General features: G+C 60.8%; 26 protein-coding genes and 1 tRNA gene. 14 read left to right on the top strand and 13 right to left on the bottom strand.

The features are described 5' to 3' along the window. Positions 1-66: 66 nt before the first annotated feature. Entirely contained in the window at positions 67-306 is a 240-nt protein-coding gene (locus P5706_RS01530) for a DUF6124 family protein (RefSeq protein WP_200433724.1), read from the bottom strand. A gap of 326 nt (positions 307-632) precedes the next feature. On the opposite strand from P5706_RS01530, the gene P5706_RS01525 reads away from it, so the two are divergent. The 3 genes from P5706_RS01525 (at position 633) to ntrC (ending at position 4,175) form a co-directional block, all read left to right on the top strand. Beyond that, complete coding sequence (locus P5706_RS01525; RefSeq protein WP_502945428.1) at positions 633-1,268, top strand: chorismate mutase; 636 nt, start codon at positions 633-635, stop codon at positions 1,266-1,268. 388 nt (positions 1,269-1,656) lie between these two features. Continuing rightward, positions 1,657-2,742 carry a nitrogen regulation protein NR(II) gene (gene glnL, locus P5706_RS01520; protein WP_017138631.1) on the top strand — a complete coding sequence of 362 codons (1,086 nt, stop codon included), beginning with the start codon at positions 1,657-1,659 and terminating at the stop codon, positions 2,740-2,742. Then, complete coding sequence (gene ntrC / locus P5706_RS01515; protein ID WP_017138632.1) at positions 2,739-4,175, top strand: nitrogen regulation protein NR(I); 1,437 nt, start codon at positions 2,739-2,741, stop codon at positions 4,173-4,175. Before glnL ends, ntrC begins: the two co-directional genes overlap by 4 nt. A 625-nt stretch (positions 4,176-4,800) precedes the next feature. On the opposite strand, the gene P5706_RS01510 is transcribed toward ntrC, so the two are convergent. Next, positions 4,801-5,241 (bottom strand): hypothetical protein, encoded by a 441-nt coding sequence (locus tag P5706_RS01510; RefSeq protein WP_285678395.1) that lies wholly within the window; start codon positions 5,239-5,241, stop codon positions 4,801-4,803. Between P5706_RS01510 and P5706_RS01505 the strand changes: the two genes are divergently transcribed. Then, positions 5,240-5,695, top strand: a complete 456-nt coding sequence (locus P5706_RS01505; RefSeq protein WP_003171120.1) for a tRNA (cytidine(34)-2'-O)-methyltransferase — start codon at positions 5,240-5,242, stop codon at positions 5,693-5,695. The genes P5706_RS01510 and P5706_RS01505 overlap by 2 nt on opposite strands. A gap of 150 nt (positions 5,696-5,845) precedes the next feature. Here P5706_RS01505 and secB read toward each other — a convergent pair whose 3' ends face one another. From secB to P5706_RS01490, 3 genes are read right to left on the bottom strand one after another with little or no spacing between them, the layout of a single operon-like run. After that, complete coding sequence (secB, locus tag P5706_RS01500; protein ID WP_012721755.1) at positions 5,846-6,325, bottom strand: protein-export chaperone SecB; 480 nt, start codon at positions 6,323-6,325, stop codon at positions 5,846-5,848. A gap of 42 nt (positions 6,326-6,367) precedes the next feature. Continuing rightward, positions 6,368-6,622 (bottom strand): glutaredoxin 3, encoded by a 255-nt coding sequence (grxC, locus tag P5706_RS01495; RefSeq protein ID WP_285678394.1) that lies wholly within the window; start codon positions 6,620-6,622, stop codon positions 6,368-6,370. A gap of 1 nt (position 6,623) precedes the next feature. Continuing rightward, positions 6,624-7,037 (bottom strand): rhodanese-like domain-containing protein, encoded by a 414-nt coding sequence (locus P5706_RS01490; protein WP_017138635.1) that lies wholly within the window; start codon positions 7,035-7,037, stop codon positions 6,624-6,626. A 151-nt stretch (positions 7,038-7,188) separates the two neighbouring features. On the opposite strand from P5706_RS01490, the gene gpmI reads away from it, so the two are divergent. From gpmI to P5706_RS01465, 5 genes are all read left to right on the top strand, one after another. Next, entirely contained in the window at positions 7,189-8,715 is a 1,527-nt protein-coding gene (gpmI, locus tag P5706_RS01485; RefSeq protein WP_285678393.1) for a 2,3-bisphosphoglycerate-independent phosphoglycerate mutase, read from the top strand. A gap of 225 nt (positions 8,716-8,940) precedes the next feature. Then, positions 8,941-10,236, top strand: a complete 1,296-nt coding sequence (locus P5706_RS01480; RefSeq protein ID WP_138817255.1) for a murein hydrolase activator EnvC family protein — start codon at positions 8,941-8,943, stop codon at positions 10,234-10,236. A 30-nt stretch (positions 10,237-10,266) separates the two neighbouring features. Continuing rightward, on the top strand, positions 10,267-11,574 hold the full coding sequence (locus P5706_RS01475) for a S41 family peptidase (protein WP_285678392.1): 1,308 nt from the start codon (positions 10,267-10,269) through the stop codon (positions 11,572-11,574). Position 11,575: 1 nt separating this feature from the next. Further along, positions 11,576-12,361 carry a divergent polysaccharide deacetylase family protein gene (locus P5706_RS01470; protein ID WP_200433730.1) on the top strand — a complete coding sequence of 262 codons (786 nt, stop codon included), beginning with the start codon at positions 11,576-11,578 and terminating at the stop codon, positions 12,359-12,361. Between the two features lie 63 nt (positions 12,362-12,424). Beyond that, entirely contained in the window at positions 12,425-13,729 is a 1,305-nt protein-coding gene (locus tag P5706_RS01465; RefSeq protein ID WP_285678391.1) for a Vps62-related protein, read from the top strand. On the opposite strand, the gene P5706_RS01460 is transcribed toward P5706_RS01465, so the two are convergent. The 7 genes from P5706_RS01460 to P5706_RS01430 form a co-directional block, all read right to left on the bottom strand. After that, complete coding sequence (locus tag P5706_RS01460) at positions 13,682-14,437, bottom strand: substrate-binding periplasmic protein (protein WP_200433732.1); 756 nt, start codon at positions 14,435-14,437, stop codon at positions 13,682-13,684. The genes P5706_RS01465 and P5706_RS01460 overlap by 48 nt on opposite strands. A gap of 66 nt (positions 14,438-14,503) precedes the next feature. Further along, positions 14,504-15,274: an imidazole glycerol phosphate synthase subunit HisF gene (gene hisF / locus P5706_RS01455; RefSeq protein WP_003171107.1), complete on the bottom strand. Its 771-nt coding sequence runs from the start codon at positions 15,272-15,274 to the stop codon at positions 14,504-14,506. 9 nt (positions 15,275-15,283) lie between these two features. Then, the gene (gene hisA / locus P5706_RS01450) at positions 15,284-16,021 is read right to left on the bottom strand and encodes a 1-(5-phosphoribosyl)-5-[(5-phosphoribosylamino)methylideneamino]imidazole-4-carboxamide isomerase (protein ID WP_008435688.1); all 738 of its coding nucleotides are present in this window, start codon (positions 16,019-16,021) and stop codon (positions 15,284-15,286) included. Between the two features lie 39 nt (positions 16,022-16,060). Continuing rightward, the gene (locus tag P5706_RS01445) at positions 16,061-16,318 is read right to left on the bottom strand and encodes a DUF2164 domain-containing protein (protein WP_005783916.1); all 258 of its coding nucleotides are present in this window, start codon (positions 16,316-16,318) and stop codon (positions 16,061-16,063) included. Continuing rightward, on the bottom strand, positions 16,318-16,956 hold the full coding sequence (hisH, locus tag P5706_RS01440; protein ID WP_200433733.1) for an imidazole glycerol phosphate synthase subunit HisH: 639 nt from the start codon (positions 16,954-16,956) through the stop codon (positions 16,318-16,320). The genes P5706_RS01445 and hisH overlap by 1 nt, the downstream gene beginning before the upstream one ends. Continuing rightward, positions 16,956-17,549, bottom strand: a complete 594-nt coding sequence (gene hisB / locus P5706_RS01435; protein ID WP_017138645.1) for an imidazoleglycerol-phosphate dehydratase HisB — start codon at positions 17,547-17,549, stop codon at positions 16,956-16,958. The genes hisH and hisB overlap by 1 nt, the downstream gene beginning before the upstream one ends. Before the next feature lie 298 nt (positions 17,550-17,847). Continuing rightward, the gene (locus P5706_RS01430) at positions 17,848-19,509 is read right to left on the bottom strand and encodes an OFA family MFS transporter (protein ID WP_200433734.1); all 1,662 of its coding nucleotides are present in this window, start codon (positions 19,507-19,509) and stop codon (positions 17,848-17,850) included. Positions 19,510-19,835: 326 nt separating this feature from the next. On the opposite strand from P5706_RS01430, the gene P5706_RS01425 reads away from it, so the two are divergent. The 5 genes from P5706_RS01425 to P5706_RS01405 all read left to right on the top strand — a co-directional run bounded on the left by P5706_RS01425 (position 19,836) and on the right by P5706_RS01405 (position 24,404). Then, complete coding sequence (locus P5706_RS01425) at positions 19,836-22,052, top strand: AsmA family protein (RefSeq protein WP_285678388.1); 2,217 nt, start codon at positions 19,836-19,838, stop codon at positions 22,050-22,052. Beyond that, complete coding sequence (gene mutY / locus P5706_RS01420) at positions 22,049-23,116, top strand: A/G-specific adenine glycosylase (RefSeq protein WP_285678387.1); 1,068 nt, start codon at positions 22,049-22,051, stop codon at positions 23,114-23,116. The genes P5706_RS01425 and mutY overlap by 4 nt, the downstream gene beginning before the upstream one ends. Further along, a complete protein-coding gene (locus P5706_RS01415) occupies positions 23,113-23,385 on the top strand; it encodes an oxidative damage protection protein (protein ID WP_099487712.1) in 273 nt (90 codons plus the stop codon). The genes mutY and P5706_RS01415 overlap by 4 nt, the downstream gene beginning before the upstream one ends. A 103-nt stretch (positions 23,386-23,488) precedes the next feature. Further along, positions 23,489-23,564, top strand: a tRNA-Phe gene (locus tag P5706_RS01410). A 165-nt stretch (positions 23,565-23,729) separates the two neighbouring features. Next, positions 23,730-24,404 carry a hypothetical protein gene (locus tag P5706_RS01405; RefSeq protein WP_285678386.1) on the top strand — a complete coding sequence of 225 codons (675 nt, stop codon included), beginning with the start codon at positions 23,730-23,732 and terminating at the stop codon, positions 24,402-24,404. A gap of 8 nt (positions 24,405-24,412) precedes the next feature. Here the strand turns inward: P5706_RS01405 and P5706_RS01400 are convergent, their stop codons facing one another. Next, positions 24,413-26,020, bottom strand: coding sequence for an ArnT family glycosyltransferase (locus P5706_RS01400; protein ID WP_285678385.1), 1,608 nt, complete (start codon positions 26,018-26,020; stop codon positions 24,413-24,415). Positions 26,021-26,048 lie beyond the last annotated feature (28 nt).

Here is a 26,048-nt window from a genome sequence, read left to right as displayed (position 1 = left end):
GTAGCGCCGCTTAACGCGGCGTAACGAAAAAGACCTCCTTCGGGAGGTCTTTTTTTTGCCTGGCGTTTAGCGAGCCGGGGCGTGGCGGTCGAGCAGTTTGCCCACCATCAAGGTGCCGAGGGCACTGAGCTGGTGAATCGCCAGGACGGTATCGCGATGTTTGCCTTCCAGCGCCTCGGACAAATCAAGCAACAAGGTGCTGACCGAGGTAAAGGCTTCGACGCTGTTGATCAGCAGGGATTCGTCGTCGCTGTCGGGGTCGATAGTGAAGACGGATGGAGGCGGATTTGGGGTTGCTTTGAACATGTCTTAACTTCCTCGAATGAGGCCGCCATCGACTCGCTACTAAACGATAGGGTGGCAGCTATGCGCAGGTTAGTAGACCGGGGAAGTTAAGCAAAAGCCGGCGCACCCGAAGGTGCCCTACGCACAGCCGCCATAAAGGTCGGAGTGGTACGACTTAACTTAACCCTCAGGCTACTAAACCTGATCGCTGATGAGCAGCGACCGAGCAACCTTAAAGACGACAAGCCAGCCGTACAAGCCGGCGGATTCTGGCGCACCTGTAGGCAAGCACGCAAGTTAAGGTAGCCTCTGGCTGACGCCACTGCAGGCCTGCAACCCGATTAAAAATGTGGGAGCTGGCTTGCCTGCGATGGCATCCGCTGGGTATACCTGCTGTACCGAGTTGCCCGCATCGCAGGCAAGCCAGCTCCCACAGGAGATCCGCTTTGAAACATCGACTTGTGTTCGCTCTGTTATTTGTCAGCGTCAGTGCCAGCGCAGCGCCGCCCACTCTGGAGCCTTTGCTCAACAGCATCGCCGAGCGCCTGGAGATTGCCGATCAGGTAGCCCTGAGCAAATGGGACAGCCACAAGCCCGTAGAGGACAAAAAGCGCGAACAAGAGGTGATCGCCAGCGTGGCGGCCCAGGCGCCCGGCTACAAACTCGACCCCGCCGCCGCTGAGCAGTTTTTTTCTGCGCAGATAGAGGCCAATAAGCTGGTGCAATACACCCACCTGTCCGACTGGCAGTTCCAGGGCAAAGCCCCGGACGACCCGCGCCCGGATCTGGTGAAGCAGATTCGGCCGCAGCTGGACCAACTGCAAAAAACCCTGCTGCAGCAACTGGCCGACTTCACCCCGCAGCGCACCGACCCGCAGTGCCCGCAGTGGCTGGCTGCCGCCGTGCATGAGCCGCTGAATGATCCGCTGCGCCAACTGGCAATGATCCGCGCCACTGCCGAGCTGTGCATCTACAAAGGTTAAAGCCTGCCAACCCAATCAAAACTGTGGGAGCTGGCTTGTCGGGACGCCGCATCGCTGCGATAGCGGCGGCACATTCAACATTGCTATCGCAGGCAAGCCAGCTCCCACATTGACCCAGTTCCTCCAGACAGTTTCTCGACAGCCCTCACTTCCTGAACAGACTTTCCAAAACCGCACTATATTGGTGCGACAGCCTGCACACTTCCCACCCATCCAGCCCATTTTGGTTCGATTCTTCCCGAGCCAGCTGGCAGAACGCCACAGTTTCGCGCCTAAAACCCTTATTTCAGGGGTTTAACGCTTCTTTTCGGAGCCTTGGTTTGGTTTTTGCATTTTCCTTGTATCAGCGTGTGCCTCAAGCCCGCGCCTTGCTCCAAAAGAGGTCCCGATGACCATCAGCGATGCACTGCACCGTTTGTTACTCGACAACCTGACCACCGCGACCATCCTGCTCAACGACGACTTGCGTCTTGAGTACATGAACCCGGCGGCGGAGATGCTCCTGGCCATCAGCGGCCAGCGCAGCCATGGGCAGTTCATCAGCGAATTGTTCACCGAGTCGGCCGAGGCCTTGAGTTCCTTGCGCCAGGCCGTGGAGCAGGCGCACCCGTTTACCAAGCGCGAAGCGATGCTCACCGCCCTCACCGGCCAGACCCTGACCGTCGACTACGCCGTGACCCCGATCCTGAGCAACGGCGCGACCCTGCTGCTGCTCGAAGTACACCCGCGCGACCGTCTGCTGCGCATCACCAAAGAAGAAGCGCAGCTGTCCAAACAGGAAACCAGCAAAATGCTGGTGCGCGGCCTGGCCCACGAGATCAAAAACCCGCTCGGCGGCATTCGTGGCGCGGCGCAATTGCTGGCCCGTGAGCTGCCGGAGGAACACCTCAAGGACTACACCAACGTCATCATCGAGGAAGCCGACCGCCTGCGTAACCTGGTGGACCGCATGCTCGGCTCCAACAAGTTGCCGTCGCTGGCGATGACCAACGTGCACGAAGTGCTGGAGCGCGTTTGCCAGCTGGTCGAGGCCGAAAGCCAAGGCTGCATCACTCTGGTGCGCGACTACGACCCAAGCATTCCCGACGTATTGATCGACCGCGAACAGATGATCCAGGCGGTACTCAATATCGTGCGCAACGCCATGCAGGCCATCAGCAGCCAGAACGAACTGCGCCTGGGCCGCATCAGCCTGCGCACCCGCGCTCTGCGCCAGTTCACCATCGGCCATGTGCGCCATCGGCTGGTCACCAAAGTCGAGATCATCGACAACGGCCCAGGCATTCCTGCGGAACTGCAGGAAACCATCTTCTTTCCCATGGTCAGCGGCCGCCCGGACGGTACCGGGCTGGGCCTGGCCATTACCCAGAACATCATCAGCCAGCACCAGGGCCTGATCGAATGTGAGAGCCATCCCGGCCACACCACGTTCTCGATCTTCCTGCCATTGGAACAAGGAGCCCCCACGACATGAGCCGTAGTGAAACTGTCTGGATCGTCGATGACGACCGTTCTATCCGCTGGGTCCTCGAGAAAGCCTTGCAACAGGAAGGCATGACCACCCAGAGCTTCGACAGCGCCGACGGGGTGATGAGCCGCCTGGCTCGCCAGCAGCCGGACGTGATCATCTCCGATATCCGCATGCCCGGCGCCAGTGGCCTGGACTTGCTGGCGCGCATCCGCGAGCAGCACCCGCGTTTGCCGGTGATCATCATGACCGCGCACTCGGACCTGGACAGCGCTGTCGCGTCCTACCAGGGCGGTGCCTTTGAATACCTGCCCAAGCCGTTCGATGTGGACGAGGCGGTGGCGCTGGTCAAGCGCGCCAACCAGCACGCCCAGGAACAACAAAGCCAGGAAGCCCCGCCGGCCCTGACCCGCACCCCGGAAATCATCGGTGAAGCACCGGCGATGCAGGAAGTGTTTCGCGCCATCGGGCGCTTGAGCCACTCCAACATCACCGTGTTGATTAACGGCGAGTCGGGCACCGGTAAAGAGTTGGTGGCCCACGCGCTGCACCGTCACAGCCCACGGGCGGCTTCGCCGTTTATCGCGCTGAACATGGCGGCGATTCCGAAGGACTTGATGGAGTCCGAACTGTTCGGCCATGAAAAAGGCGCGTTCACCGGCGCGGCCAACCTGCGTCGCGGGCGCTTTGAACAGGCGGACGGCGGCACGCTGTTCCTGGATGAAATCGGCGATATGCCGGCCGATACCCAGACACGCTTGCTGCGCGTATTGGCAGATGGTGAGTTCTACCGCGTCGGCGGGCACACGCCGGTAAAGGTCGATGTGCGCATCATTGCGGCGACGCACCAGAACCTCGAAACCCTGGTGCACGCGGGCAAATTCCGTGAGGACTTGTTTCACCGGCTGAACGTGATTCGTATCCACATCCCTCGGATGTCGGATCGCCGCGAAGACATCCCGACCCTCGCCCGCCACTTCCTCAGCCGCGCCGCGCAAGAACTGGCGGTGGAGCCGAAGCTGCTCAAAAGCGAGACCGAGGAATACCTCAAGAACCTGCCGTGGCCGGGCAACGTGCGTCAGCTGGAGAACACCTGCCGCTGGATAACGGTGATGGCGTCCGGGCGCGAAGTACACATCAGCGACCTGCCGCCGGAGCTGTTGAGCCTGCCGCAGGATTCGGCCCCGGTGACCAACTGGGAACAGGCGCTGCGCCAATGGGCCGACCAGGCCCTGGCACGCGGCCAGTCGAACCTGCTGGACAGCGCCGTGCCGGCGTTCGAGCGCATCATGATCGAAACCGCCCTGAAGCACACCGCCGGCCGCCGCCGCGATGCTGCGGTATTGCTGGGTTGGGGCCGCAATACCCTGACGCGCAAGATCAAGGAGCTGGGGATGAAGGTCGATGGTGGGGATGATGATGAGGGTGATGAAGCCTAACTGCTGATCGTTCCCACGCTCTGCGTGGGAACGCCTCCCCGGACGCTCCGCGTCCGAGCCTCACCGCAAATTCAGTTCTGTGCACTGGTGACGCGGAGCGTCACACGGTGCATTCCCACGCAGAGCGTGGGAATGATCAGGTGGAGTGCACCGCTTCAATGCACCATGAACTAGCATCGCGCACATCCAGCCGGCCTGAAACACTCGCTGAATTAAGAAAAGATTAAATCCCAAAAACACCAAAGCCCCGTATTCCGGGGCTTTGCGCTTTCTAGCGTAATTTTTTGGCACACATTGCAACTTCTGGCACGCGCCCTGCAATAACCCTTACATCACCCAGTTTCGGGGACCTTGGTACAGGCAGGCCGAGAATCCCCTCTTTACACCCGGGGTGCTTGATGCGGATCGCGTCGCGCCCCACACCCGTTTCGGGAACCTCGGTACAGGCAGGCCGGGGATTCCCTCTTTAACACCGAAGCCTTGCAAGGCTTCACCCCGTTTTGGGAGCCCTGGTACAGGCAGGCCGGGAACTCCCTTCTTTACACCCGGGGCTTATGCGGCACAGCGCCCATAGCCCCAGCCCGTTTTGGGAACCTTGGTACAGGCAGGCCGGGGATTCCCTCTTTTATTCTTCGCGCAGATGGATCTGCAGCCGCCAGCGGCCATCGGCCTTCTCGCCTTTCCACTCCCCGTGCAACGCCCGAGCCGCCACCAGGTTCAGCAGCAAGCCGCCATCGGTCTTGCGGATGCGCCAATTCACGTCCCTCTCATTGACCTTGAGTTGCCCGCTGGCAGCCTTGCCTTGCGCGTCGAACAGCACAGCAACGGTGCCATCGACGTGTTCGCCGTGCAGCTTGGGTTCGCTGTTGAACCACACCACTATGCCGTCCGCGGCTATTTCTACCTGCTGCAACTCAACCGGGTCGGGCGTGGTCAGGCGGCCGATCATCAGGCCCACCATCAGCCCAACAATCGCCAAAGAGCCCATCACCCGTGGCAATAGCTTCGGCCTTGGGTCGTCTTCAGGGGTAGAATGCAGCGCATCTTTGCCTTCGGAGCCGTGCATGTTTCACGTCATCCTTTTTCAACCAGAAATTCCGCCGAATACCGGCAACGTTATCAGGCTGTGCGCCAACAGTGGCTGCCACCTGCATTTGATCGAGCCGCTGGGCTTTGACATGGACGACAAACGCCTGCGCCGCGCCGGGCTGGACTACCACGAGTACGCCACGCTCAAGCGCCATGCCGACCTCGCAAGCTGCCTGGAAAGCCTGGGCCACCCACGGCTGTTCGCGTTCACCACGAAGGGCTCGCGACCGTTTCATGATGCCAGCTTTGCCGAAGGCGACGCCTTCCTGTTCGGCCCGGAAAGCCGTGGCCTGCCGGCGGAGGTGCTTGATGCTTTGCCCGATGGCCATCGTCTGCGTTTGCCGATGCGCGAGGGTTGCCGCAGCTTGAACTTGTCCAACACTGTGGCCGTCGCGGTTTACGAAGGCTGGCGCCAGCTCGGCTTCAAGTAACGCATAAACGAAATGTGGGAGGAGGCCTCTGTGGGAGCTGGCTTGCCTGCGATGCAGACACCTCGGTCATTCAGATAAACCGAGGTGATGCTATCGCAGGCAAGCCAGCTCCCACACAAGCCAGCTCCCACATTTTTTTACCGCATCGACTTATTGAACAGTCGACGAACCTTCCTGTTGCATGCGCTGCAGCTCTTGCGCGTACAGGGCATCGAAGTTCACCGGCGCCAGCATCAGCGCAGGGAACGAGCCACGGGTGACCAGGCTGTCCAGGGTCTCACGGGCATACGGGAACAGGATGTTCGGGCAGAACGCGCCCAGGGTGTGGCTCATGGACGCTTCGTCCAGGCCCTGGATCAGGAAGATACCAGCCTGTTGCACTTCAGCGATGAAGGCTACTTCTTCACCGTTCTTAACAGTCACGGACAAGGTCAGCACGACTTCGTGGAAGTCGCCTTCCAAAGCCTTTTGACGGGTGTTCAGGTCCAGCGCAACGCTTGGGGTCCATTCCTGACGGAAGATGGCCGGGCTTTTCGGCGCTTCGAACGACAGGTCACGCACGTAGATCCGCTGCAGCGAAAACTGTGGGCCTTGAGCTTCTGCTGCTTCGGTGTTCTGTTGGTCAGTCATCGCAGATCCTTCTTGATCTTGGGGTCTTTTAGGGTTTAGGAGTCAGACGAGCAGCAGCGCATCGAGTTTACCGGCGCGCTCCAGAGCGAACAGGTCATCGCACCCACCGACATGCTTGTCGCCGATCCAGATCTGCGGCACGGACGTGCGCCCCGCTTTCTTGGTCATTTCGGCGCGCACTTGGGGTTTGCCGTCGACCTTGATCTCTTCGAAAGCAATGCCCTTCTTCTCAAGCAGGGCCTTGGCCCGCATGCAGTAAGGGCAATAATCGCTGGAGTAAACGACAACCTGGCTCATATCACTTCACCAGCGGCAGGTTATCGGCCTTCCAGCTGCCGATACCGCCGGACAGTTTGGCGGCGGTGAAACCGGCTTTGAGCATCTCGCGGGCGTGGGTGCCGGCGTGCTGGCCTTGGGCGTCGACCAGAATAATGGTCTTGGCCTTGTGTTTTTCCAGCTCAGGCAAGCGCGCGATCAGCTTGTCTTGCGGGATGTTCAGGGCGCCAACGATGTGGCCGGCGGCAAAATCCTTGGCCGGGCGAATATCCACGACAACGGCCTCATCCTTGTTGACCAGTGCGGTCAGCTCCGACGTGCTCAGGCTGCGGCCACCGCGGCTCATTTCATGAGCGATCAGCAGCGCCAGCAGGATGACGAAGGCACCCGCGAGCAGGTAGTGGGCAGTGGCAAATGCAATCAGGTGATCAACCATCAAGGAGGTTCCAGGGCGTTAAAATGGCGGTAAGTATACACAGCCGTCAGGGGCGGCCAACCCCCGTAAAGCGGTGACGTGGTCGGAACTTCGCTTTAAACTGCGACTCCCTTTTCAATTGTCTTCCTTTATTACCGCCGCGAGAGGATCTATGACTACTACGCCTAAACCTTTGGTCCTGATAATTCTCGATGGCTTCGGACACAGTGAAAGCCACCACGACAACGCCGTGTACTCGGCCAAGAAGCCGGTACTCGACCGCCTGACCGCCACCGTGCCCAACGGCCTGATCTCCGGTTCCGGCATGGACGTAGGCTTGCCGGACGGCCAGATGGGCAACTCGGAAGTCGGCCACATGAACCTCGGCGCCGGACGAGTGGTATACCAAGACTTCACCCGTGTGACCAAATCGATCCGCGACGGCGAGTTCTTCGAGAACCCAGCCATCTGCGCGGCGGTAGATAAAGCTGTAGCCGCCGGCAAGGCCGTGCACTTTATGGGCTTGCTGTCCGACGGCGGCGTTCATAGCCACCAGGATCACCTGGTCGCCATGGCTGAGCTGGCCTTCAAGCGCGGTGCCGACAAGATTTACCTGCACGCCTTCCTCGATGGCCGTGATACGCCGCCAAAAAGCGCGCAATCGTCCATCGAACTGCTCGACGCCACCTTCGCCGCCCTCGGCAAGGGCCGTATCGCCAGCCTGGTTGGCCGCTACTTCGCCATGGACCGTGACAACCGTTGGGACCGTGTCGCCCAGGCCTACAACCTGATCGCGGAAGGCCAGGGCGAGTTTCACGCCGCCACTGCCCAGCAAGGCCTGGAAGCCGCCTATGCACGTGGCGAGAGCGACGAATTCGTCAAAGCCACCACCATCGGCGAGCCGGTCAAAGTCGAAGACGGCGACGCCCTGGTGTTCATGAACTTCCGCGCCGACCGTGCGCGTGAACTGAGCCACGTATTCGTTGACGCCGGTTTCAAGGATTTCGAGCGTGCGCGCCAGCCGAAAGCCGAGTTCGTAATGCTCACCCAATACGCCGCTAACATCCCGGCCCCTTCGGCATTCGCGCCGGGCAGTCTGGAAAACGTGCTGGGCGACTATTTGGCGAAAAACGGCAAGACCCAGCTGCGCATTGCCGAAACCGAAAAATACGCCCACGTGACCTTTTTCTTCTCCGGTGGCCGCGAAGAGCCGTTCCCGGGTGAAGAACGCATCCTGATCCCGTCGCCAAAAGTCGCTACCTACGACCTGCAGCCAGAGATGAGCGCGCCGGAAGTCACTGACAAAATCGTCGATGCCATCGAACACCAGCGTTACGACGTGATCGTGGTCAACTACGCCAACGGTGACATGGTCGGCCACAGCGGCAACCTGGAAGCGGCCGTTAAAGCCGTGGAATGCCTGGACCTGTGCGTCGGTCGCATCGTCGATGCCCTGGAAAAAGTCGGCGGCGAAGCGCTGATCACCGCCGACCACGGCAACTGCGAGCAGATGTCCGACGAATCCACCGGCCAGGCCCATACCGCGCACACCACAGAGCCGGTGCCGTTCATCTACGTCGGCAAACGCGACCTTAAAGTGCGTGAAGGCGGCGTGCTGGCGGACGTGGCGCCGACCATGCTGAAGCTGATGGGGCTGGAGAAGCCGAAAGAGATGACCGGTACTTCGATTCTGGTCTGATCCCAGCCTCACCACAAAACCAGTGTGGGAGCGGGCTTGCCCGCGATAGCATTCTGCCAGTCGACTACACAGTTCACTGACACACCGCTATCGCAGGCAAGCCAGCTCCCACATCTGCATGTGGCGTCCGTGAGATATCTTGCTCTCCAGTCCGAATTGGGCGTTTTTTTTGCGGCGCTTGGCGGGCATACTAGGCCGTCCCTTTCCCTGGTGTCGCCCGCCTCTATGCTTCGCGCCTTGATTACCCTCGCTCTAGTCTGCTTGCTCCAACCGGCGTTTGCCGATGAGCGCGCACAAACCCAACAACAGTTGGACGCTACGCGTCAGGACATTACCGAGCTGAAAAAACTGCTCGGCAAGCTCCAGGAAGAAAAATCCGGGGTGCAGAAAGACCTGCGCGGCACGGAAACCGAGATGGGCAAGCTTGAGAAGCAAGTCCAGGAGCTACAAAAAGAATTAAAGAAGAGCGAGTCGGAACTGGAGCGACTCGACGCTGAGAAAAAAAAACTCCAGAGCGCACGCGTTGAACAGCAACGCCTGATCGCGATTCAGGCCCGCGCCGCCTACCAGAGCGGCCGCCAGGAATACCTCAAGCTGTTGCTCAACCAGCAGAACCCCGAGAAATTTGCGCGCACCCTTACTTACTACGACTACTTGAGCAAGGCGCGCCTGGCGCAATTAAAGGGTTTTAATGAAACCCTGCGCCAGCTGGCCAATGTCGAGCAGGAAATCGCCGACCAGCAGTCGCAACTGATGGACCAGAAAACCGCCCTCGACACCCAGCGCGACCAGTTGGACAAGGTGCGCAAAGAGCGCCAGCAAGCCCTGGCCAAGCTCAACGATGACGTGAAGGCCCGCGACGCCAAGCTGCAAGCCCGTGAGCAAGACCAGGCTGACCTGGGCAAAGTGCTCAAAACCATCGAAGAAACCCTGGCGCGCCAGGCACGTGAGGCCGAAGAAGCGCGGCAAAAAGCGCTGATCGCCCAGCAGGAAGCAGAAAAAAAGCGCCAGCGTGAAGCCGAGCTGGCCGCCACCACGGACGCGCCGGCGCCGCGTAAACCGGCGCGTGCAGCGCCTGGGCCGCTGGTTTCCAGCTCCGGCGAGAACTTCGGCGGCCCTTTTGCTTCAGCCCGCGGCAAACTTCCATGGCCAGTTGATGGTCGACTACTGGCACGCTTTGGTGAAACCCGTGGCGATGACACCCGCGCCAAGTGGGATGGGGTGATGATCAGCGCCGCTGCCGGCAGCCAGGTCCACGCTGTTCACGGTGGCCGTGTGGTCTTTGCCGATTGGCTGCGCGGCGCCGGTTTGTTGGTGATTCTTGACCATGGCAATGGCTATTTGAGCCTTTACGGCCACAATCAGACATTACTCAAGTCGGCAGGTGATGTTGTAAAAGCCGGTGAATCCATCTCCACTGTCGGTAACAGTGGTGGCCAGGACACCCCGGCGCTGTACTTCGCTATTCGTCAGCAGGGCCGCCCGAGCGACCCTGCACAATGGTGCCGTTCCCAAGGATAGGGCTGCACCTACATTAGGAGTTCGTTCGACATGCTGCATTTGTCCCGCCTCACTTCGCTGGCCCTGACGATCGCCCTGGTGATCGGCGCGCCTCTGGCTTTTGCCGACCAGGCTGCACCCGCCGCCACCGCTGCGACCACCAAGGCGCCGCTGCCGCTGGACGAGCTGCGCACCTTTGCCGAGGTCATGGACCGGATCAAGGCAGCCTATGTCGAACCCGTAGACGACAAGACCCTGCTGGAAAATGCCATCAAGGGCATGCTCAGCAACCTCGACCCGCACTCCGCTTACCTGGGGCCGGAGGATTTTGCCGAGCTGCAGGAGAGCACCAGCGGTGAGTTCGGCGGCCTGGGCATCGAAGTCGGCTCCGAAGATGGCCAGATCAAAGTGGTCTCGCCGATTGATGACACGCCTGCGTCCAAGGCGGGCATTCAGGCCGGCGACTTGATCGTGAAGATCAACGGCCAGCCGACCCGTGGCCAGACCATTACCGAAGCCGTCGACAAGATGCGCGGCAAGCTCGGCCAGAAAATCACCCTGACCCTGGTGCGCGACGGCGGCAACCCGTTTGACGTGACCCTGGCCCGCGCGACCATCACGGTCAAGAGCGTGAAGAGCCAGTTGTTGGAGTCGGGCTACGGTTACATCCGTATCACCCAGTTCCAGGTCAAGACCGGCGACGAAGTGGCCAAGGCCTTGGCCAAGCTGCGCAAAGACAACGGCAAGAAGCTCAACGGCATCGTGCTCGACCTGCGTAACAACCCAGGCGGCGTGCTGCAGTCGGCGGTGGAAGTGGTCGACCACTTCATCAGCAAAGGCCTGATCGTCTACACCAAGGGCCGTATCGCCAACTCCGAGTTGCGCTTCTCGGCCACCGGCCATGACCTGAGCGAAGGCGTGCCACTGGCCGTGCTGATCAACGGCGGCAGCGCTTCGGCGTCGGAAATTGTCGCCGGTGCCCTGCAAGACCAGAAACGCGGCGTGCTGATGGGCACCACCAGCTTCGGCAAAGGCTCGGTGCAAACCGTATTGCCGCTGAACAACGACCGCGCCCTGAAGATCACCACAGCGCTGTACTACACGCCGAACGGTCGCTCGATCCAGGCCCAGGGCATCGTGCCGGATATCGAGGTACGCAGGGCCAAGATCACCAACGAGGTCGACAGCGAGTACTACAAAGAGGCCGACCTGCAAGGTCACTTGGGCAATGGCAACGGCGGCGCCGACCAGCCGACCGGCAGCGCCACCAAAGCCAAGCCGATGCCGCAGGACGACGACTACCAACTGGCTCAGGCGCTGAGCCTGCTTAAAGGCCTGAGCATTACGCGCAGCCGTTGATATGCGTTTTGCCCTGATCATCGCTCTGCTGTGCAGCCTGGCCGGCGTCGCCCACGCGACGCCGGCCGGCGAGCCGCAAAAAGCCTACCTGACCCTGATCATCGACGACCTGGGGCAAAACCTGCCTCGGGACCGTCGCGTGCTGGCCCTGCCTGGGCCGGTGACTACGGCGATCATGCCCGACACGCCCCACGCCGCCGAATTCGCCCGTGAGGCGCACAAGGCCGGCAAGATCGTGATCCTGCATATGCCCATGGACCCGGCCACCGGCCCGTTCGCCTGGCACCCCGAGCTGCCCATCGAAGAACTCGGCAAACGCCTGGACGCCGCCTTCAAGGCCGTGCCCTATACCGCTGGCATCAACAACCATATGGGCAGCCGCATGACCGCCCAGCCAGAGGCGATGGCGTGGCTGATGGCCGAGCTGCAACGGCGCAACAAGTTCTTTGTCGACAGCCGCACCAGCGCGCAGACCGTCGCCGCCGCCGAGGCGCAGAAGATCGGGCTGGCGCATGTGTCGCGGGATGTGTTCCTGGATGACGAACGCACCGAGGCGGCGATTGGCACGCAACTGCAAACTGCGATCAAGCTGGCGCACAAACAGGGCTCGGTGGTGATGATCGGCCACCCTTACCCGCAAACCCTGGCGGTACTGGAGCGTGAGTTGCCCAAGCTCAAGGCCCAGGGCATCGACTGGATTGATATCAAGTTGATGATCAGTGTGCGCAGCAACCAGGCCATGGCGGCACACGGCAAAAACGGTACGTATCTTCCAGCGCGTAGATAGTTACCGCTCGGTACCGACTGCCCTGCTCGATAGTTGACGCTCCCATCAACTGGAGAGCCCTCCATGAAGCCTCTGCAATTCAATGACCTGCTCATCAGCTTTACCAGCGAGTTTCTGCCGCTGTGGAACGACAAGGGGTCGGGCGCGCATAAAGCCGTCGGCCTCTGGCGGCCGAGCACCGCCTCCGATGCCCTGAGACCGTTTTTTACCTTGGGTGATATTGCGGTCAACCACTATCGCAATATCAACCACGGCAACGTTGTCGCCGTGGTCAGCGACGTGAACAACGTCGATGGCACAGCCCTGCGTGCGCCCGTCGATTATCAACTGGTGTGGCAGGATGAAGGCTCCGGAGCGCTGAGCAATGCGTCCATCTGGCGCCCGCTGCCGCCAGAGGGCTATGTGGCAATGGGGCTGGTGTACGGCGTGGACTACGACAAACCCTCACGCCATGCCGTGCGATGCGTGCGAGAAGACTTGGTGATGGCCGCTCAAACGGGCGAACTGATCTGGGACGATAAAGGCAGCGGCGCCGCCAACGACCTGAGCCTCTGGTCGGTGACACCTCCCGATGCACCCGCCGGCGAAATATACCTCGCCCCCGGCACCTTTATCGGCAATGGCAGCTATGCCAGGCCAAACCTTGAGGCCTATTCACTGCGTCTGACATTGACAGCGCAGCTGCACGACTTGCCGCCACCGCCCGCGCTCAGCGGGTACGAAAACCCGGGCAGTGATGAACCCGCCTACACGCCTCAGGTGTGCGAGCTGCCATGGTTCTGTGTCAAAGACCCGGAGATGGCTGTGATGGAACAGTTTCAGGCATCGCCCACCTACCTCTTGGAACGCACGGACCGCCACCTGTGCGTCGGTTTTGGGCACAACACTGAAGCTACCAGTCAGCCATTCATGTGGACGGCTGCAAAAGGTGAAGTAGAAGGGACTGCCAAGGCACTGACGGCCAACACCAGCATCGGCCTGGGCAAAGAGTGGCCGGTGGGCGAACACCTCTTCGAGTTGAGTTTTTCGGCGCACCTGGATCGCGACTTCACACACACGCAGCGCTCGGCGAAAGGCTGGAACCAGCCTTCTTCGCTGGAAATCATCACTTATGTTCCGCCGCAAAAAGCCGTTGCGGCGTACCTTGTCCAAAGCGAATACCGCCTGCTGCGACAGGACGGCAGCCAGGTTTCAAGCACCGCCAGTTATACCAACGGTGACAACGTCTACATGAGCGATTATCCAAACGCCGAGGTACTGCCCGACGCACTACCTCAGGAGCAGCCTCCACCGGTAGAAGCGCCTCGAACAGAGCCCGAACTAGAGGTAACGGGCCATGATCTGATCGACACCACCCTCACCCCGTAACTGGTCGAGTGCTGCCTGAAGCTTGGCCACCACCTCATCCGGCACGTCTTTGTTCAGCGCCAGGTACAACTGGGCGCTGTTGAAGCGCAGCACGGTTTTCAGCTGGGTCACCCCAACCTGGCGGGCCAGATAACGGCCCGCCGGATCACCGGTGGCCCACAGGTCGATCTGCCCATCCACCAGTTTTTGCGCGTTGTCCTGGTCACGCAGCGCAACGATGGGGTTAAGGCCCTGTTTTTCCAGGGTCTGCGCAATGGCGTCACCCTTGTAGGCGCCGATCTTGTAACGATGAGCGTGTTCAAGGTCTGTCAGCTCGATCTTGCTGTCGGCCTTGGCCAGCATCACCCAGTCATCCGGGCCGATAGGGCCGACCCATTTGAACAGCGCTTCGCGGTCCGGCAGGCGCGCCATCACAAAGACGCCGTAACCGGGCTTTTCCAGGGCGAGTTTGTAGATTCGCTCCCAAGGAAAACGCAAAGTCAGGTTGTAGGAAATGCCGGCACGCTTGAACGTCTCGCGCACGATATCGACGGCGATGCCCTCGATGTTTTCTTCCTTGGCGAAGTTCTTGCCGTTTTTCGCCATGTTGTAGGGCGGGAAGTTTTCCGTCAGCAACACCAGGGAGGCGTCGGACGGTTCCTCGGCGTGAGCCGAACCCGTCAACAGAATGGACGTACTGGCGAGGGCAAGCAGAAGAGTCTTGAACATGAAGGCTACCGGAATCCATGGCAAGCGCAGAGAGTGCCCCGCGCCTGCCAGGGTGTCCAGCAGCGTTTAGCGAACGACGATACCGCGCGCGGCCATATAGGCTTTAGCCTCAGGCACGGTGTATTCGCCAAAGTGGAAAATGCTCGCCGCCAGCACTGCACTGGCGTGGCCTTCGATCACGCCGTCGGCCAGGTGCTGCAGGTTGCCAACGCCGCCGGAGGCGATCACCGGGATGCCCAGCGCATCGCTGATGGCGCGGGTCACGCCCAGGTCGAAACCGTTTTTCATGCCGTCCTGGTCCATGCTGGTCAGCAGGATCTCACCGGCGCCCAAACCTTCCATCTTCATCGCCCATTCCACCGCGTCCAGGCCGGTGGGCTTGCGACCGCCGTGGGTGAAGATCTCCCAGCGCGGGGTTTCGCCCGGCCCGGAGACTTTCTTGGCGTCGATGGCGACCACGATGCATTGCGAGCCGAAGTGCTGCGCGGCTTCGCCGACGAACTCCGGGTTGAACACGGCAGCGGTGTTGATCGAGACCTTGTCCGCACCGGCATTGAGCAGGTTGCGGATGTCTTGCACGGTGCGCACGCCACCGCCCACGGTCAGCGGGATAAACACCTGGCTGGCCATGCGCTCGACGGTATGCAATGTGGTGTCGCGGCCGTCGACGCTGGCGGTGATGTCGAGAAAGGTAATCTCGTCGGCACCTTGCTCATCGTAACGACGGGCGATTTCCACCGGGTCGCCGGCATCGCGGATGTTCTCGAACTTGACGCCCTTGACCACGCGACCGTTGTCGACGTCCAGGCAAGGGATGATGCGTTTGGCCAGCGCCATGGTCAGTCCTCAGCCGTTGTAGGCGTCGCAGTAAGCCTGGGCTTCGGCGACGTCCAAAGTACCTTCGTAGATCGCGCGGCCAGTAATGGCGCCGATGATGCCGGGCGCCTTGGCGTCCAGCAGCGACTTGATGTCACCCAGGTTGTGAATACCACCGGATGCGATCACCGGGATCCTGGTCGCGGCGGCCAGCGCTGCGGTGAACGGCACGTTGCAGCCCTGCATCATGCCGTCTTTGGCGATGTCGGTATAAACGATGGCGGACACGCCGTCGGCTTCGAACTGCTTGGCCAGGTCGATGACCTGCACGGTGCTGATTTCAGCCCAGCCATCGGTGGCGACGAAACCGTCTTTGGCGTCCAGGCCGACAATCACCTTGCCGGGGAACGCACGGCAGGCTTCGGCGACAAAGGCCGGGTCTTTCACGGCTTTGGTGCCGATGATCACGTAGCTCACGCCAGCCTTGACGTAGTGCTCGATGGTTTCCAGGGAGCGGATGCCGCCGCCGATCTGGATCGGCAGGTTCGGGTAGCGCTTGGCGATGGCGGTAACCACTTCGCCATTGACTGGCTGGCCTTCGAAGGCGCCGTTCAAGTCCACCAGATGCAGACGACGGCAGCCCCCTTCTACCCATTTGGCAGCCATGCTCACCGGGTCATCGGAGAACACGGTGGAGTCTTCCATGCGGCCTTGGCGCAGGCGTACACAAGCGCCGTCCTTGAGATCGATAGCGGGGATAATCAGCATCTGGCAAACCTTATTCGATATTCAGCAATGCTTGGGAAATCAGGGTTTCTCAAGCGACCACAGGTCGCTTTCGATGCTTTCGAACCTTTCTTTAAGGAGCGTCTGCGTGTCGAAAATCGCCCTGTTGTAATAGTGCGGCGCCACTTCGGTGGTGAACAACTCAAGAATCTCGGCGACCTCGAACGAGCCCAACTTAAGCTCGAAACGGTCCTCCATGAAACGCTTGATCTTGTCGGTAGCCTCACGCTCCTGTTCGGGCGTGAGGTTCAAGATCGGCGGCTTCGGCTTCTTGGCCATTACCAGCGACCATCCCACCCGGCGAAGTTCTGCAGCAATTGCAGGCCATGGGTATGGCTTTTCTCCGGGTGGAACTGCACGGCAAAGCGCGAACCGTCGGCCAGCGCTGCGGCAAAATCGACGCCATAATGCCCGCCACCCACCACTTGGCGCGGGTTACCGGCATTGATGTAGTAGCTGTGCACAAAGTAGAAACGCGCCAGGTCCGGAATGTCGTGCCACAGCGGGTGATCGACTGTCTGGCTGACTTCGTTCCAACCCATGTGCGGCACCTTCAAGTGCGCGCCGTCTTCGTGCAGGTCTTTACCAAAGAACTTCACCTGGCCAGGAAACAGGCCAATGCAGTCGACGCCGCCGTTCTCTTCACTGCTGTCGAGCAAGGCTTGCATGCCCACGCAGATGCCGAGGAACGGGCGGTCCTGGCTGACTTCGCGCACCAGGCTGTCAAAGCCCAGGCGGCGGATCTCGGCCATGCAATCGCGAATCGCGCCGACGCCGGGGAACACCACCCGGTCGGCTTCGCGAATCACATTGGCGTCGCTGGTGATCAGCACCTTGCCGGCACCCACGTGCTCGAGTGCCTTGGCCACCGAGTGCAGGTTACCCATGCCGTAATCGATAACCGCGACCGTCTGCATTACAGAACGCCCTTGGTCGAGGGCATTTGCCCGGCCATGCGGTCATCCAGCTCTACGGCCATGCGCAGTGCGCGGCCGAAAGCCTTGAACACGGTTTCGATCTGGTGGTGGGTGTTAGTGCCGCGCAGGTTGTCGATGTGCAGGCTGACGAGTGCGTGGTTGACGAAGCCCTGGAAAAACTCCTGGAACAGGTCGACATCGAAGCCGCCCACGGTAGCGCGGGTGTACGGCACATGCATCTGCAGGCCTGGGCGGCCGGAGAAGTCGATGACCACACGCGACAGCGCTTCGTCCAGCGGGACATAGGCGTGGCCGTAGCGACGGATACCTTTCTTGTCGCCGATGGCCTTGGCAAATGCCTGGCCTAGGGTGATGCCTACGTCTTCCACCGTGTGGTGGTCGTCGATATGCAGGTCGCCCTTGCTGACGATATCCAGGTCGATCAGCCCGTGGCGTGCGATCTGGTCCAGCATGTGCTCAAGAAAAGGTACACCGATATCAAATCGGGCCTTTCCGGTGCCATCCAGGTTGATCGAGGCTTTGATCTGGGTTTCCAGAGTGTCGCGCTCGACGGATACCTTACGTTCGGCCATCACCAGCTCCGCAAAATCATTGGGCGAAAAAGGCAGCCATTATAGGGGCGCGGGCGCTAAACAGAAACATCGAAGGGGATAAGACTGATGGAGTGTCGAGGATAGACATGTGCATACAAGCGCGGGAAGGCTTATGTGGCGAGGGAGCTTGCTCCCGCTGGGCTGCGCAGCAGCCCCAAAGCCAGTCACCGCAATCTGCCTGAAACAACGCGGTGACTCGGTTGGGGCCGCTTCGCGACCCAGCGGGAGCAAGCTCCCTCGCCACAACAACCCCCCCTTCAACAAGGGTTTTGCGGTGTTAGTGGAACAGTACCGCCGTTTTCTGCAGGGTTACCCACACACCCCACGCCAACGGAATACCCACCACCAGCCAGGCGGCAATCGCCAATGGTTTGCTGCCTGGGGCGGCTTTCCACTCCAGCGAAGTGCTGGCATCGGCGCCTTTGTCATGGCCCAGCGCCTGTTCGGCAGCCAGCTCGGCGTCGGTCATGAAGTACTTGTCGGCCACCGGGCGCACCAGCAGGTTGCAGAGGAAACCCAGCACCAACAGGCCTGCGAGGATGTACAAGGTGATGTCGTAAGCCGCAGCGCGCGGAACGCCAATGCTCAGCTGGTATTCGCGAAGGTAGTTCACCAACACCGGGCCCAGCACGCCAGCCGCCGCCCATGCAGTCAACAGGCGACCGTGGATCGCGCCGACCATCTGGGTGCCGAACAGGTCGGCCAGGTACGCAGGCACGGTCGCAAAACCGCCGCCGTACATCGACAGGATGATGCAGAACGCCGCCACAAACAGCGCCACGTTGCCCAGGTGCCCCAGGTTCGGGATCAGCGCATACAGGGCAAAGCCCAGGGCGAAGAACACGAAGTAGGTATTTTTACGGCCCAGGTAGTCGGAGAACGACGCCCAGAAGAACCGGCCACCGATGTTGAACAGGCTCAACAGACCGGTGAAACCTGCAGCGATGGCCGCAATAGAGGCCAACTGGCCCGCGTCCAGTTGACCGAACGGCACATCCACACCCAGCAACTTGCCACCGAACACTTCCTGCAACAGCGGCGAAGCCATGCCGAGGATGCCGATACCGGCGGACACGTTCAGGCACAGCACCAGCCATACCAGGCGGAATTGCGGGGTTTTCCACGCCACGTTCACGTGCACGTGACGGTGGGTGATCATCGCGTTGCTGGCTTTTTTCGCCGGCGCGGTCCAGCCCTCAGGCTTCCAGCCGGTCGGCGGCACGCGGTACGACAGTGCGCCACCGATCATGAACACGAAGTAGATGACGGCCATGACCACAAAGCTCTGCCACACGCCCACGCTGGTTGGCGAGGCAAAATGGCCCATCAGCGCTGCGGCCAACGGTGCACCCACCATTGCGCCACCGCCGAAGCCCATGATCGCCATGCCGGTAGCCATGCCGCGCTTGTCCGGGAACCACTTGATCAGCGTCGATACAGGCGAGATATAACCCAGGCCCAGGCCGATACCACCGATCACGCCGGAGCCGATCCACATCAGCCAGATCTGGTGGGTATAAATCCCCAGCGCCGAGATCAACAGGCCGCCGCACCAGCACAACGCCGATACAACGCCCGCCTTACGTGGCCCGGCATGTTCCAGCCAGCCGCCCCAGATGGCTGCCGAGCAACCCAGGAAGATAAAGAACAGGGTGTAGATCCAGCCCAGCATGGAGATGGGCCAGTCGCACTGGGACGAGAAGACTTGCGCGATAAAGCTCATGTCCGGTGCGCAGGCGACCGGCGCGGTGATACCCAGTGCTTTGGACAGCGGCAGCCAAAATACCGAGAACCCGTAGGCCATGCCGATGCAGAGGTGGATGGCCAGGGCGGCCGGCGGAACCAGCCAGCGGTTGAACCCGGGCTTGGCGATAATGCGCTCCTTGGACAGGAACGCAGGCTGCGCGGCTGTACTACCGGCCGCAGTGCTAGTGCTCATTGGTGTTTCCCCCAGTTATTAGTATGTGTCCGTCAGGCGCTCTCTCCCTCGACCTTGCACGCAGAGCGTTGGCCGTTGTTGTTGAGTAAAGCTCCTTTTAAGCGCGACGTTGTGTCGCAGACGACAGACGAACCCGCGAAGATTAGCACCAGTGGATGACAGAAAAACCAAACTGACATCACCTTTTTCACTCAATCTGATCTGTCTGGCGTAAAAATCCGATTTTGCCGCCGCTAGATACAATGTAACGATGCGTGAACTGACGCAGGCCTCCGGGCGTTATACTCTGCGGCTAAATTTTGAAATCGACATACAAGGACTCGCCCATGAAAGCGTTCGGCAAAATCCTGGGTCTGGTACTCCTCGGGCTGTTGCTGATCATTGTGGCCCTGGGCTTTGCCCTGACCCACCTCTTCGATCCCAACGACTACAAAGACGAGATTCGCCAGATTGCCCGCGACAAGGCCCACATCGAGCTGACGCTCAATGGCGATATCGGCTGGAGCCTGTTCCCGTGGCTGGGCCTTGAGCTGCATGAAGCCAGCGTAGCGACCCTCACTGCCCCGACCCAACCGTTCGCCGACTTGCAGATGCTCGGTTTGTCAGTGCGCGTGCTGCCGTTGCTGCGCCGCGAAGTGCAGATGAGCGACGTGCGTGTCGAAGGCCTGAACCTGCGCCTTAATCGCGACAAGCAAGGCCATGGCAACTGGGAAGACATCGGCAAGAACGTGCCGGATGCGACCGAAACGGCCAGCGCCCCTGCCCCAGCGCAAGCGCCTGCCGAGCCTGAACCGGAAAAGCCGCCCAAGCCGATCCGCCTGGACATCGACAGCCTGACCATCAACAACGCCCGCGTTGAATACAACGATGAGCAGACCGGCAAACAGTTCAGCGCTGAAAGCATCCAACTGAGCGCCGGTGCCGTGCACGAAGGCGCGAGCATTCCACTCAAGCTCACCGCATTCCTGGGCAGCAACCAGCCACTGATGCGCGTCAAAACCGAACTGAACGGCAACCTGCGCATCCAGCGTGCCCTGCAGCGCTACCAGTTCGAAGACATGAAACTCAGCGGCGAAGCCACCGGCGAGCCGCTGCAAGGCAAGACCGTGACCTTCTCCACCCAGGGCCAATTGCTGGTGGATCTGGCGGCCAACATCGCCGAATGGACCAACCTCAAGCTCTCCGCCAACCAATTGCGGGCCTTGGGCGAACTGAAGGTCAATGACCTGAACAAAACCCCGCAACTCAGCGGCGCTTTATCGATCGCTCAGTTTGACCTGGCCAAATTCCTCGACAGCGTCGGCCACCCACTGCCGCCCATGGCTGACGGCAGCCTGAGCAAGGTCGAGCTGGTCAGCCGCCTCAAGGGCACGCCGACCAGCGTGGCACTGGAAGACCTGAACCTGAAACTCGACGGCAGCACCTTCACCGGTCGCATCGCCGTGGATGACTTCGCCAAGCAAGCCCTGCGCGTGCAGCTCAAGGGCGACACCTTCAATGCCGACAACTACCTGCCGGCCAAGTCCGAATCGGCCAAAGGTGCAACCGCCGCCCGCCAAGCCGAAGTGCAGAACAGCGAAGCTGGCGCCATGGCTGCCGGTGGCACCACACCACTGCCGGAAGCTCCAACCAAAGGCGCGTGGAGCACCGACAAGCTGCTGCCACTGACCCGCCTGCGCGCCCTGGACGTAAACGCCGACCTGGCCTTTGGGCAACTGACCTTAAGCAAGCTGCCGATCCAGAATGCAGCGCTCAAAGCCTCCGGCGCCGACGGCCAGCTCAAACTCGACACGTTGAGCGGCGGCCTCTACAACGGTACCTTCCAGGCCAACGGCACCCTCGATGTGCGCCAGGACATCCCGCTGCTGGCGCTGCAAACCCACATCAAGCAAGTGCCGGTTGAACGCATCCTGCAAGCCCAGGGGCAAAACCCGCCGGTCAAAGGCCAGGTCACTCTGGACAGCAACCTCAGCGGCCGTGGCAACAGCCAGAAAGCGCTGATCGACAGCCTCAACGGTACCGCCAGCTTTGTGATCAATAACGGCGCGCTGCTCAATGCCAATATTGAACAGCAACTGTGCACCGGCATTGCCTTGCTCAACCGCAAAACCCTCAGCGCCACGCCACAGGGCAAGGACACACCGTTCCAGGAGCTGCGCGGCACGCTTAACTTCCGTAACGGCGTGGCAAGTAACCCGGACCTGAAAGTGCGCATCCCGGGACTGGCGGTCAACGGCAACGGTGACGTCGACCTGCGTGTGCTGGGCATGGACTACCGCGTTGGCATCATCGTCGAAGGCGACCAACGCGACGTGCCGGACCCGGCCTGCCAGGTTGGCGCCAACTTCCAGAACATCGAAGTGCCGCTGCGCTGCCGTGGCCCGCTGGAGCTGGGTGCCAAAGCTTGCCGCCTGGACAAGGACGGCTTGACCCAAGTCGCCATCAAAGCCGCCGGCAACAAGCTCAGCGACAAAATCGAAGAGAAGCTCGACAAGGTTAATCCGCAGCTTAAAGACGCCCTTAAAGGCCTGTTCAAACGATGAGAAACGAGCAGTTTTCACAGGCGGTGCTGGACTGGTACGACCGCCACGGTCGCCATGACCTGCCCTGGCAACAGGGCATCACGCCTTACCGGGTGTGGGTCTCGGAGATCATGCTGCAACAGACCCAGGTGAGCACCGTGCTCAACTACTTCGACCGGTTCATGGCTTCCTTGCCGACGGTCGAAGCCCTGGCCGCCGCGCCGGAAGATGAAGTGCTGCACCTGTGGACCGGCCTGGGTTATTACACCCGCGCACGTAACCTGCAGAAGACCGCCAAGATTGTCGTTGCTGAATACGGGGGTGAATTCCCCAAGGATGTGGAAAAGCTCACTGAGCTGCCCGGCATTGGCTTGTCCACTGCCGGCGCCATCGCCAGTTTGAGCATGGGCCTGCGCGCGCCGATCCTGGACGGCAACGTCAAACGCGTACTGGCGCGTTTTACCGCGCAAGAGGGCTACCCAGGCGAACCCAAGGTCGCGAAACAGCTCTGGGCCACCGCTGAGCGCTTTACGCCCCACGATCGCGTCAACGCCTACACCCAGGCGATGATGGACATGGGCGCCACGCTCTGCACGCGCAGCAAGCCAAGCTGCCTGCTGTGCCCGCTGGAAAAAGGCTGCGAAGCCCACATGCTCGGCCTGGAAACACGCTATCCGATCCCCAAGCCGCGCAAGACCATCCCGCAAAAGCGCACGCTGATGCCGCTGCTGGCTAACGCCGAGGGCGCGATTCTGCTGTACCGTCGCCCGTCCACGGGCCTGTGGGGCGGTTTGTGGAGCTTGCCGGAACTCGATGACCTGCAAGACCTGGAACACCTCGCCCACCAACACGCGCTGGGACTGGGCGAGCAACAGCCGCTGCCGGGGCTGATCCACACCTTCAGCCACTTCCAGCTGGCCATCGAGCCCTGGCTGGTGCAGGTGGAGGAATCTGCCCATCACGTGGCCGAGGCCGACTGGCTCTGGTATAACCTCGCCACCCCGCCGCGCCTGGGCCTTGCCGCCCCGGTGAAAGAACTGCTGAAGCGCGCGGCCGACGTATTGAACGCAGGAGTTTCGTCATGACCCGCACCGTAACGTGCCGCAAGTACAAAGAAGAACTGCCAGGCCTGGAACGCCCTCCGTACCCAGGTGCCAAGGGCCAGGATATTTTCGAGCATATCTCTGCCCAAGCCTGGGGTGACTGGCTGAAACACCAGACCCTGCTGATCAACGAAAAACGCCTGAACATGATGAACGCCGAAGACCGTAAATACCTGGCGGGCGAAATGGACAAGTTCTTTTCCGGCGAGGATTACGCCAAGGCCGACGGCTACGTGCCGCCTGCTCAATAATTGATCAAAAACCGGGGTCGGCACGTAAGCGACGGTAATAATTAAATATTTTTTGAAAACTTGCTTGACGACCCCCTGAAAAACCCGTTTAATGCGCCCCGTTGCCCAGATAGCTCAGTCGGTAGAGCAGGGGATTGAAAATCCCCGTGTCGGCGGTTCGATTCCGTCTCTGGGCACCAAAATACCGAAAAACCCCAAGCGAAGATGATTCCTTGGGGTTTTTTATTGCCTGCGATTTAGTGGCCGCGGGCCAACGCCCCACCTGATCCACACCCGAGGGTTATTTATCCCGCTGCTCGATCGTTTAGCTGTTACTGAATTTTCTGTTGCAAGGTAGTTATTTGATGAACCGGTACTTGTTCTGCGCGCTGTTGCTGCTGACGGCGTTGCTCAGTGGCTGCGCCACACAAATGGATGTCTCGATCAACGCAACACCGGATCCGGACTATCACTTTGATCGACAGGCGCTGGTGCTGGTGACCACATCCGTGGGCGGCAGCGCGCAAAACACGCTCAATGCCCGCTACTACCTGCGGGACATGGTCAGCGCCATGAAGGACCAGGGTTTTCGCGAGGTGTACACCGATGCCAGCCTGCCCAAGAACCACGGGCCGATCAAAATGACCATCATCCTGGATGTCGACAGCAAGCAGGTCACTTACCGCTACACCGCCACCGATTACGGCCAGGTGCCCACCAGCACCACCACCGAGTGCAAGAAGAACAAAAAGAAAGCCGACCAGTTGACCTGCACCAGCAAGCCGAACACCACCTACGGCCCGGTGGGCACCTCGGAACGCACCGGCTACACCACGCTCACCACCTTCACCGCCACCGCGCGTGACGAAGTGAGCCGACGCGCGGTGTACGTGTTGCGGGTGATGTCCTACAACGAAGACTGCCAGGCCGCCAAGATCGAAGCCTTCCTGGTCGAACAGGGCCTGCAGAACCTCAACTTCCAGGACCGCGTGCAGCGCAACTACACCGTGACGATGCCCGAGGGCTACCAGTGCAAGTAGGCGCCTGCCTACTTCAGTAGAAACACCATCAGCGGGTTGTCGTTAAGCCGCCCTTCGAAGTTTGGTGCCTGCTGCTCCATCGGCGTGCCCTTGAGCAATGCCGCTTCTTTGCGCGGCACCAGCACCCAGGATGGACGCGGCAGGGTGGCGAGCTTCTCAGGCTCGTTACCGGCGACGAACAGCGGTTGCTCATCATGCGTAAGGTTCATCATGTAGCGGATAGCCCAGGTGTCGCGGCCAAGGTCGACAAACACCAATGGCCCCGGCTGCGACGCGCGCAGTGCCTCTACCTGGCTGACAAACTTACGGGTGTCGTATTGCAGGTCCTTGGCTGGATCGATCACCACCACCAGCAGCAACCATTGCGCCGCCAGGGCGATCGCACTGAGCCATATAAGGCGCATTGGGCGACGCCAGGCAATCAGCGCCGCCACTTGCAGCACCACCCACACGCCAATCAACGGCGGCAGCGACACGTCGGGCCAGTAACCGTGCTTCTGCCAGGTGTGCCGGCAGATAAACAACACAACCAGGCACAACGCCGGTAGCGCCACGACAAGCCATTCGTAGCAGCGGCGCACGCCGACGAACCAGTTTTGCGCCTGGAGCAGCCCATAGGCCGCGACAGCGGCAAACATCGGCACCATCGGCAGAATGTAGTAAGCGCGTTTGAAGTGCGGCACCGACAGCCCGAGCAAGATCATCAGGCCACAGGCCGCCAGGCGCACTACCATTTGCACGTCTTCGTTGGCCCAGCGCTCAGACCAGCGATGACGCAACGCGATCATCGCCGCCAACGCCAACGGCACCACCGGGAAGTAACGGTACAAACTCAGCTTGAAGTAGAAGTAGAACGGCTCGCCGGACTCGTCGAGGCGCCCACTGACTTGCATCCTGAACACCTCATCGGCAAAGGCATCGCCACCGCTGACCCGCGCCAGCTTCATCAACGCCCACCAGCAGGCCCCGAGCAACGCCAGCCCGACAAAACCATGGATCAGCACCTGCTTGACCCGCTCACCCGGCCGGCCCAGCGCCCAGTAAACGCAGACCACGCCGCAGACCTCGATAAGCCCTAGAGGCCCACGAATCGCGAAGGCCAGCACCAACAGCGGGAATACGGCCAACTGTCGAAGCCGTGACCCGAGACGCTCGCCCGTGTGCAGCAGGTAGAAGCTGCCTACGCATAACAACGCGACCATCAGGTCCAGGCAGACCGAGCGCGACTTGTCGAGTAATTGGGTGGTGAGCAGCGTGAGCAGCACCGTCAGCAATGCCCAAGGCCGACTGAACGGCACCAGCAAGCGATAAATCAGGGCGATCATGCCCGCTGCAGCCAGAGCCGTCGGCAGCACGTTGGCCAGGTGGTTCGGCGCGCCGAACAGGCGGGCAAACACAAAACTGAAGAAAGTCGCAGTGCCGGGATAGTCCGGGTACGGCTGACCGTAGGTGGTAGGGAAAAGACTCGCGCCATGGCGAAACATTTCCTGCATGAACAACGCCCAGCGCCCGTCAAAGCCTTGGGGTTGCTCGTCCCAGATGCCCAAGGTAAACAGCAATAAAGCGATCAGAAACAGGCCCAGCGACTCCAGGCGATAACGGCTGCGGTGATCCATCGAATGTCCTTTCAGGTAGGGTACGCCG

The organism is Pseudomonas sp. ChxA, assembly GCF_030263855.1.
Classification (GTDB): Bacteria; Pseudomonadota; Gammaproteobacteria; order Pseudomonadales; family Pseudomonadaceae; genus Aquipseudomonas; species Aquipseudomonas fluorescens_CB.
Note: the sequence above shows the minus strand (reverse complement) of the source record. Positions and strands in the feature narration are given on the sequence as shown.

What these genes read in the sequence shown, in the direction of transcription:
- P5706_RS01465 (WP_285678391.1), top strand. Translation starts at nt 12,425, where the DNA reads ATGAAGCCTCTGCAATTCAATGACCTGCTCATCAGCTTTACCAGCGAG.
- P5706_RS01510 (WP_285678395.1), bottom strand. Translation starts at nt 5,241, where the DNA reads ATGCACGGCTCCGAAGGCAAAGATGCGCTGCATTCTACCCCTGAAGAC.
- P5706_RS01490 (WP_017138635.1), bottom strand. Translation starts at nt 7,037, where the DNA reads ATGGTTGATCACCTGATTGCATTTGCCACTGCCCACTACCTGCTCGCG.
- ntrC (WP_017138632.1), top strand. Translation starts at nt 2,739, where the DNA reads ATGAGCCGTAGTGAAACTGTCTGGATCGTCGATGACGACCGTTCTATC.
- P5706_RS01530 (WP_200433724.1), bottom strand. Translation starts at nt 306, where the DNA reads ATGTTCAAAGCAACCCCAAATCCGCCTCCATCCGTCTTCACTATCGAC.
- P5706_RS01425 (WP_285678388.1), top strand. Translation starts at nt 19,836, where the DNA reads ATGAAAGCGTTCGGCAAAATCCTGGGTCTGGTACTCCTCGGGCTGTTG.
- secB (WP_012721755.1), bottom strand. Translation starts at nt 6,325, where the DNA reads ATGACTGACCAACAGAACACCGAAGCAGCAGAAGCTCAAGGCCCACAG.
- hisA (WP_008435688.1), bottom strand. Translation starts at nt 16,021, where the DNA reads ATGCTGATTATCCCCGCTATCGATCTCAAGGACGGCGCTTGTGTACGC.
- P5706_RS01505 (WP_003171120.1), top strand. Translation starts at nt 5,240, where the DNA reads ATGTTTCACGTCATCCTTTTTCAACCAGAAATTCCGCCGAATACCGGC.
- mutY (WP_285678387.1), top strand. Translation starts at nt 22,049, where the DNA reads ATGAGAAACGAGCAGTTTTCACAGGCGGTGCTGGACTGGTACGACCGC.
- P5706_RS01480 (WP_138817255.1), top strand. Translation starts at nt 8,941, where the DNA reads ATGCTTCGCGCCTTGATTACCCTCGCTCTAGTCTGCTTGCTCCAACCG.
- glnL (WP_017138631.1), top strand. Translation starts at nt 1,657, where the DNA reads ATGACCATCAGCGATGCACTGCACCGTTTGTTACTCGACAACCTGACC.
- gpmI (WP_285678393.1), top strand. Translation starts at nt 7,189, where the DNA reads ATGACTACTACGCCTAAACCTTTGGTCCTGATAATTCTCGATGGCTTC.
- P5706_RS01415 (WP_099487712.1), top strand. Translation starts at nt 23,113, where the DNA reads ATGACCCGCACCGTAACGTGCCGCAAGTACAAAGAAGAACTGCCAGGC.
- P5706_RS01405 (WP_285678386.1), top strand. Translation starts at nt 23,730, where the DNA reads ATGAACCGGTACTTGTTCTGCGCGCTGTTGCTGCTGACGGCGTTGCTC.
- P5706_RS01400 (WP_285678385.1), bottom strand. Translation starts at nt 26,020, where the DNA reads ATGGATCACCGCAGCCGTTATCGCCTGGAGTCGCTGGGCCTGTTTCTG.
- P5706_RS01475 (WP_285678392.1), top strand. Translation starts at nt 10,267, where the DNA reads ATGCTGCATTTGTCCCGCCTCACTTCGCTGGCCCTGACGATCGCCCTG.
- hisF (WP_003171107.1), bottom strand. Translation starts at nt 15,274, where the DNA reads ATGGCGCTGGCCAAACGCATCATCCCTTGCCTGGACGTCGACAACGGT.
- P5706_RS01525 (WP_502945428.1), top strand. Translation starts at nt 633, where the DNA reads ATGTGGGAGCTGGCTTGCCTGCGATGGCATCCGCTGGGTATACCTGCT.
- hisB (WP_017138645.1), bottom strand. Translation starts at nt 17,549, where the DNA reads ATGGCCGAACGTAAGGTATCCGTCGAGCGCGACACTCTGGAAACCCAG.
- P5706_RS01470 (WP_200433730.1), top strand. Translation starts at nt 11,576, where the DNA reads ATGCGTTTTGCCCTGATCATCGCTCTGCTGTGCAGCCTGGCCGGCGTC.
- P5706_RS01445 (WP_005783916.1), bottom strand. Translation starts at nt 16,318, where the DNA reads ATGGCCAAGAAGCCGAAGCCGCCGATCTTGAACCTCACGCCCGAACAG.
- P5706_RS01430 (WP_200433734.1), bottom strand. Translation starts at nt 19,509, where the DNA reads ATGAGCACTAGCACTGCGGCCGGTAGTACAGCCGCGCAGCCTGCGTTC.
- P5706_RS01460 (WP_200433732.1), bottom strand. Translation starts at nt 14,437, where the DNA reads ATGTTCAAGACTCTTCTGCTTGCCCTCGCCAGTACGTCCATTCTGTTG.
- hisH (WP_200433733.1), bottom strand. Translation starts at nt 16,956, where the DNA reads ATGCAGACGGTCGCGGTTATCGATTACGGCATGGGTAACCTGCACTCG.
- grxC (WP_285678394.1), bottom strand. Translation starts at nt 6,622, where the DNA reads ATGAGCCAGGTTGTCGTTTACTCCAGCGATTATTGCCCTTACTGCATG.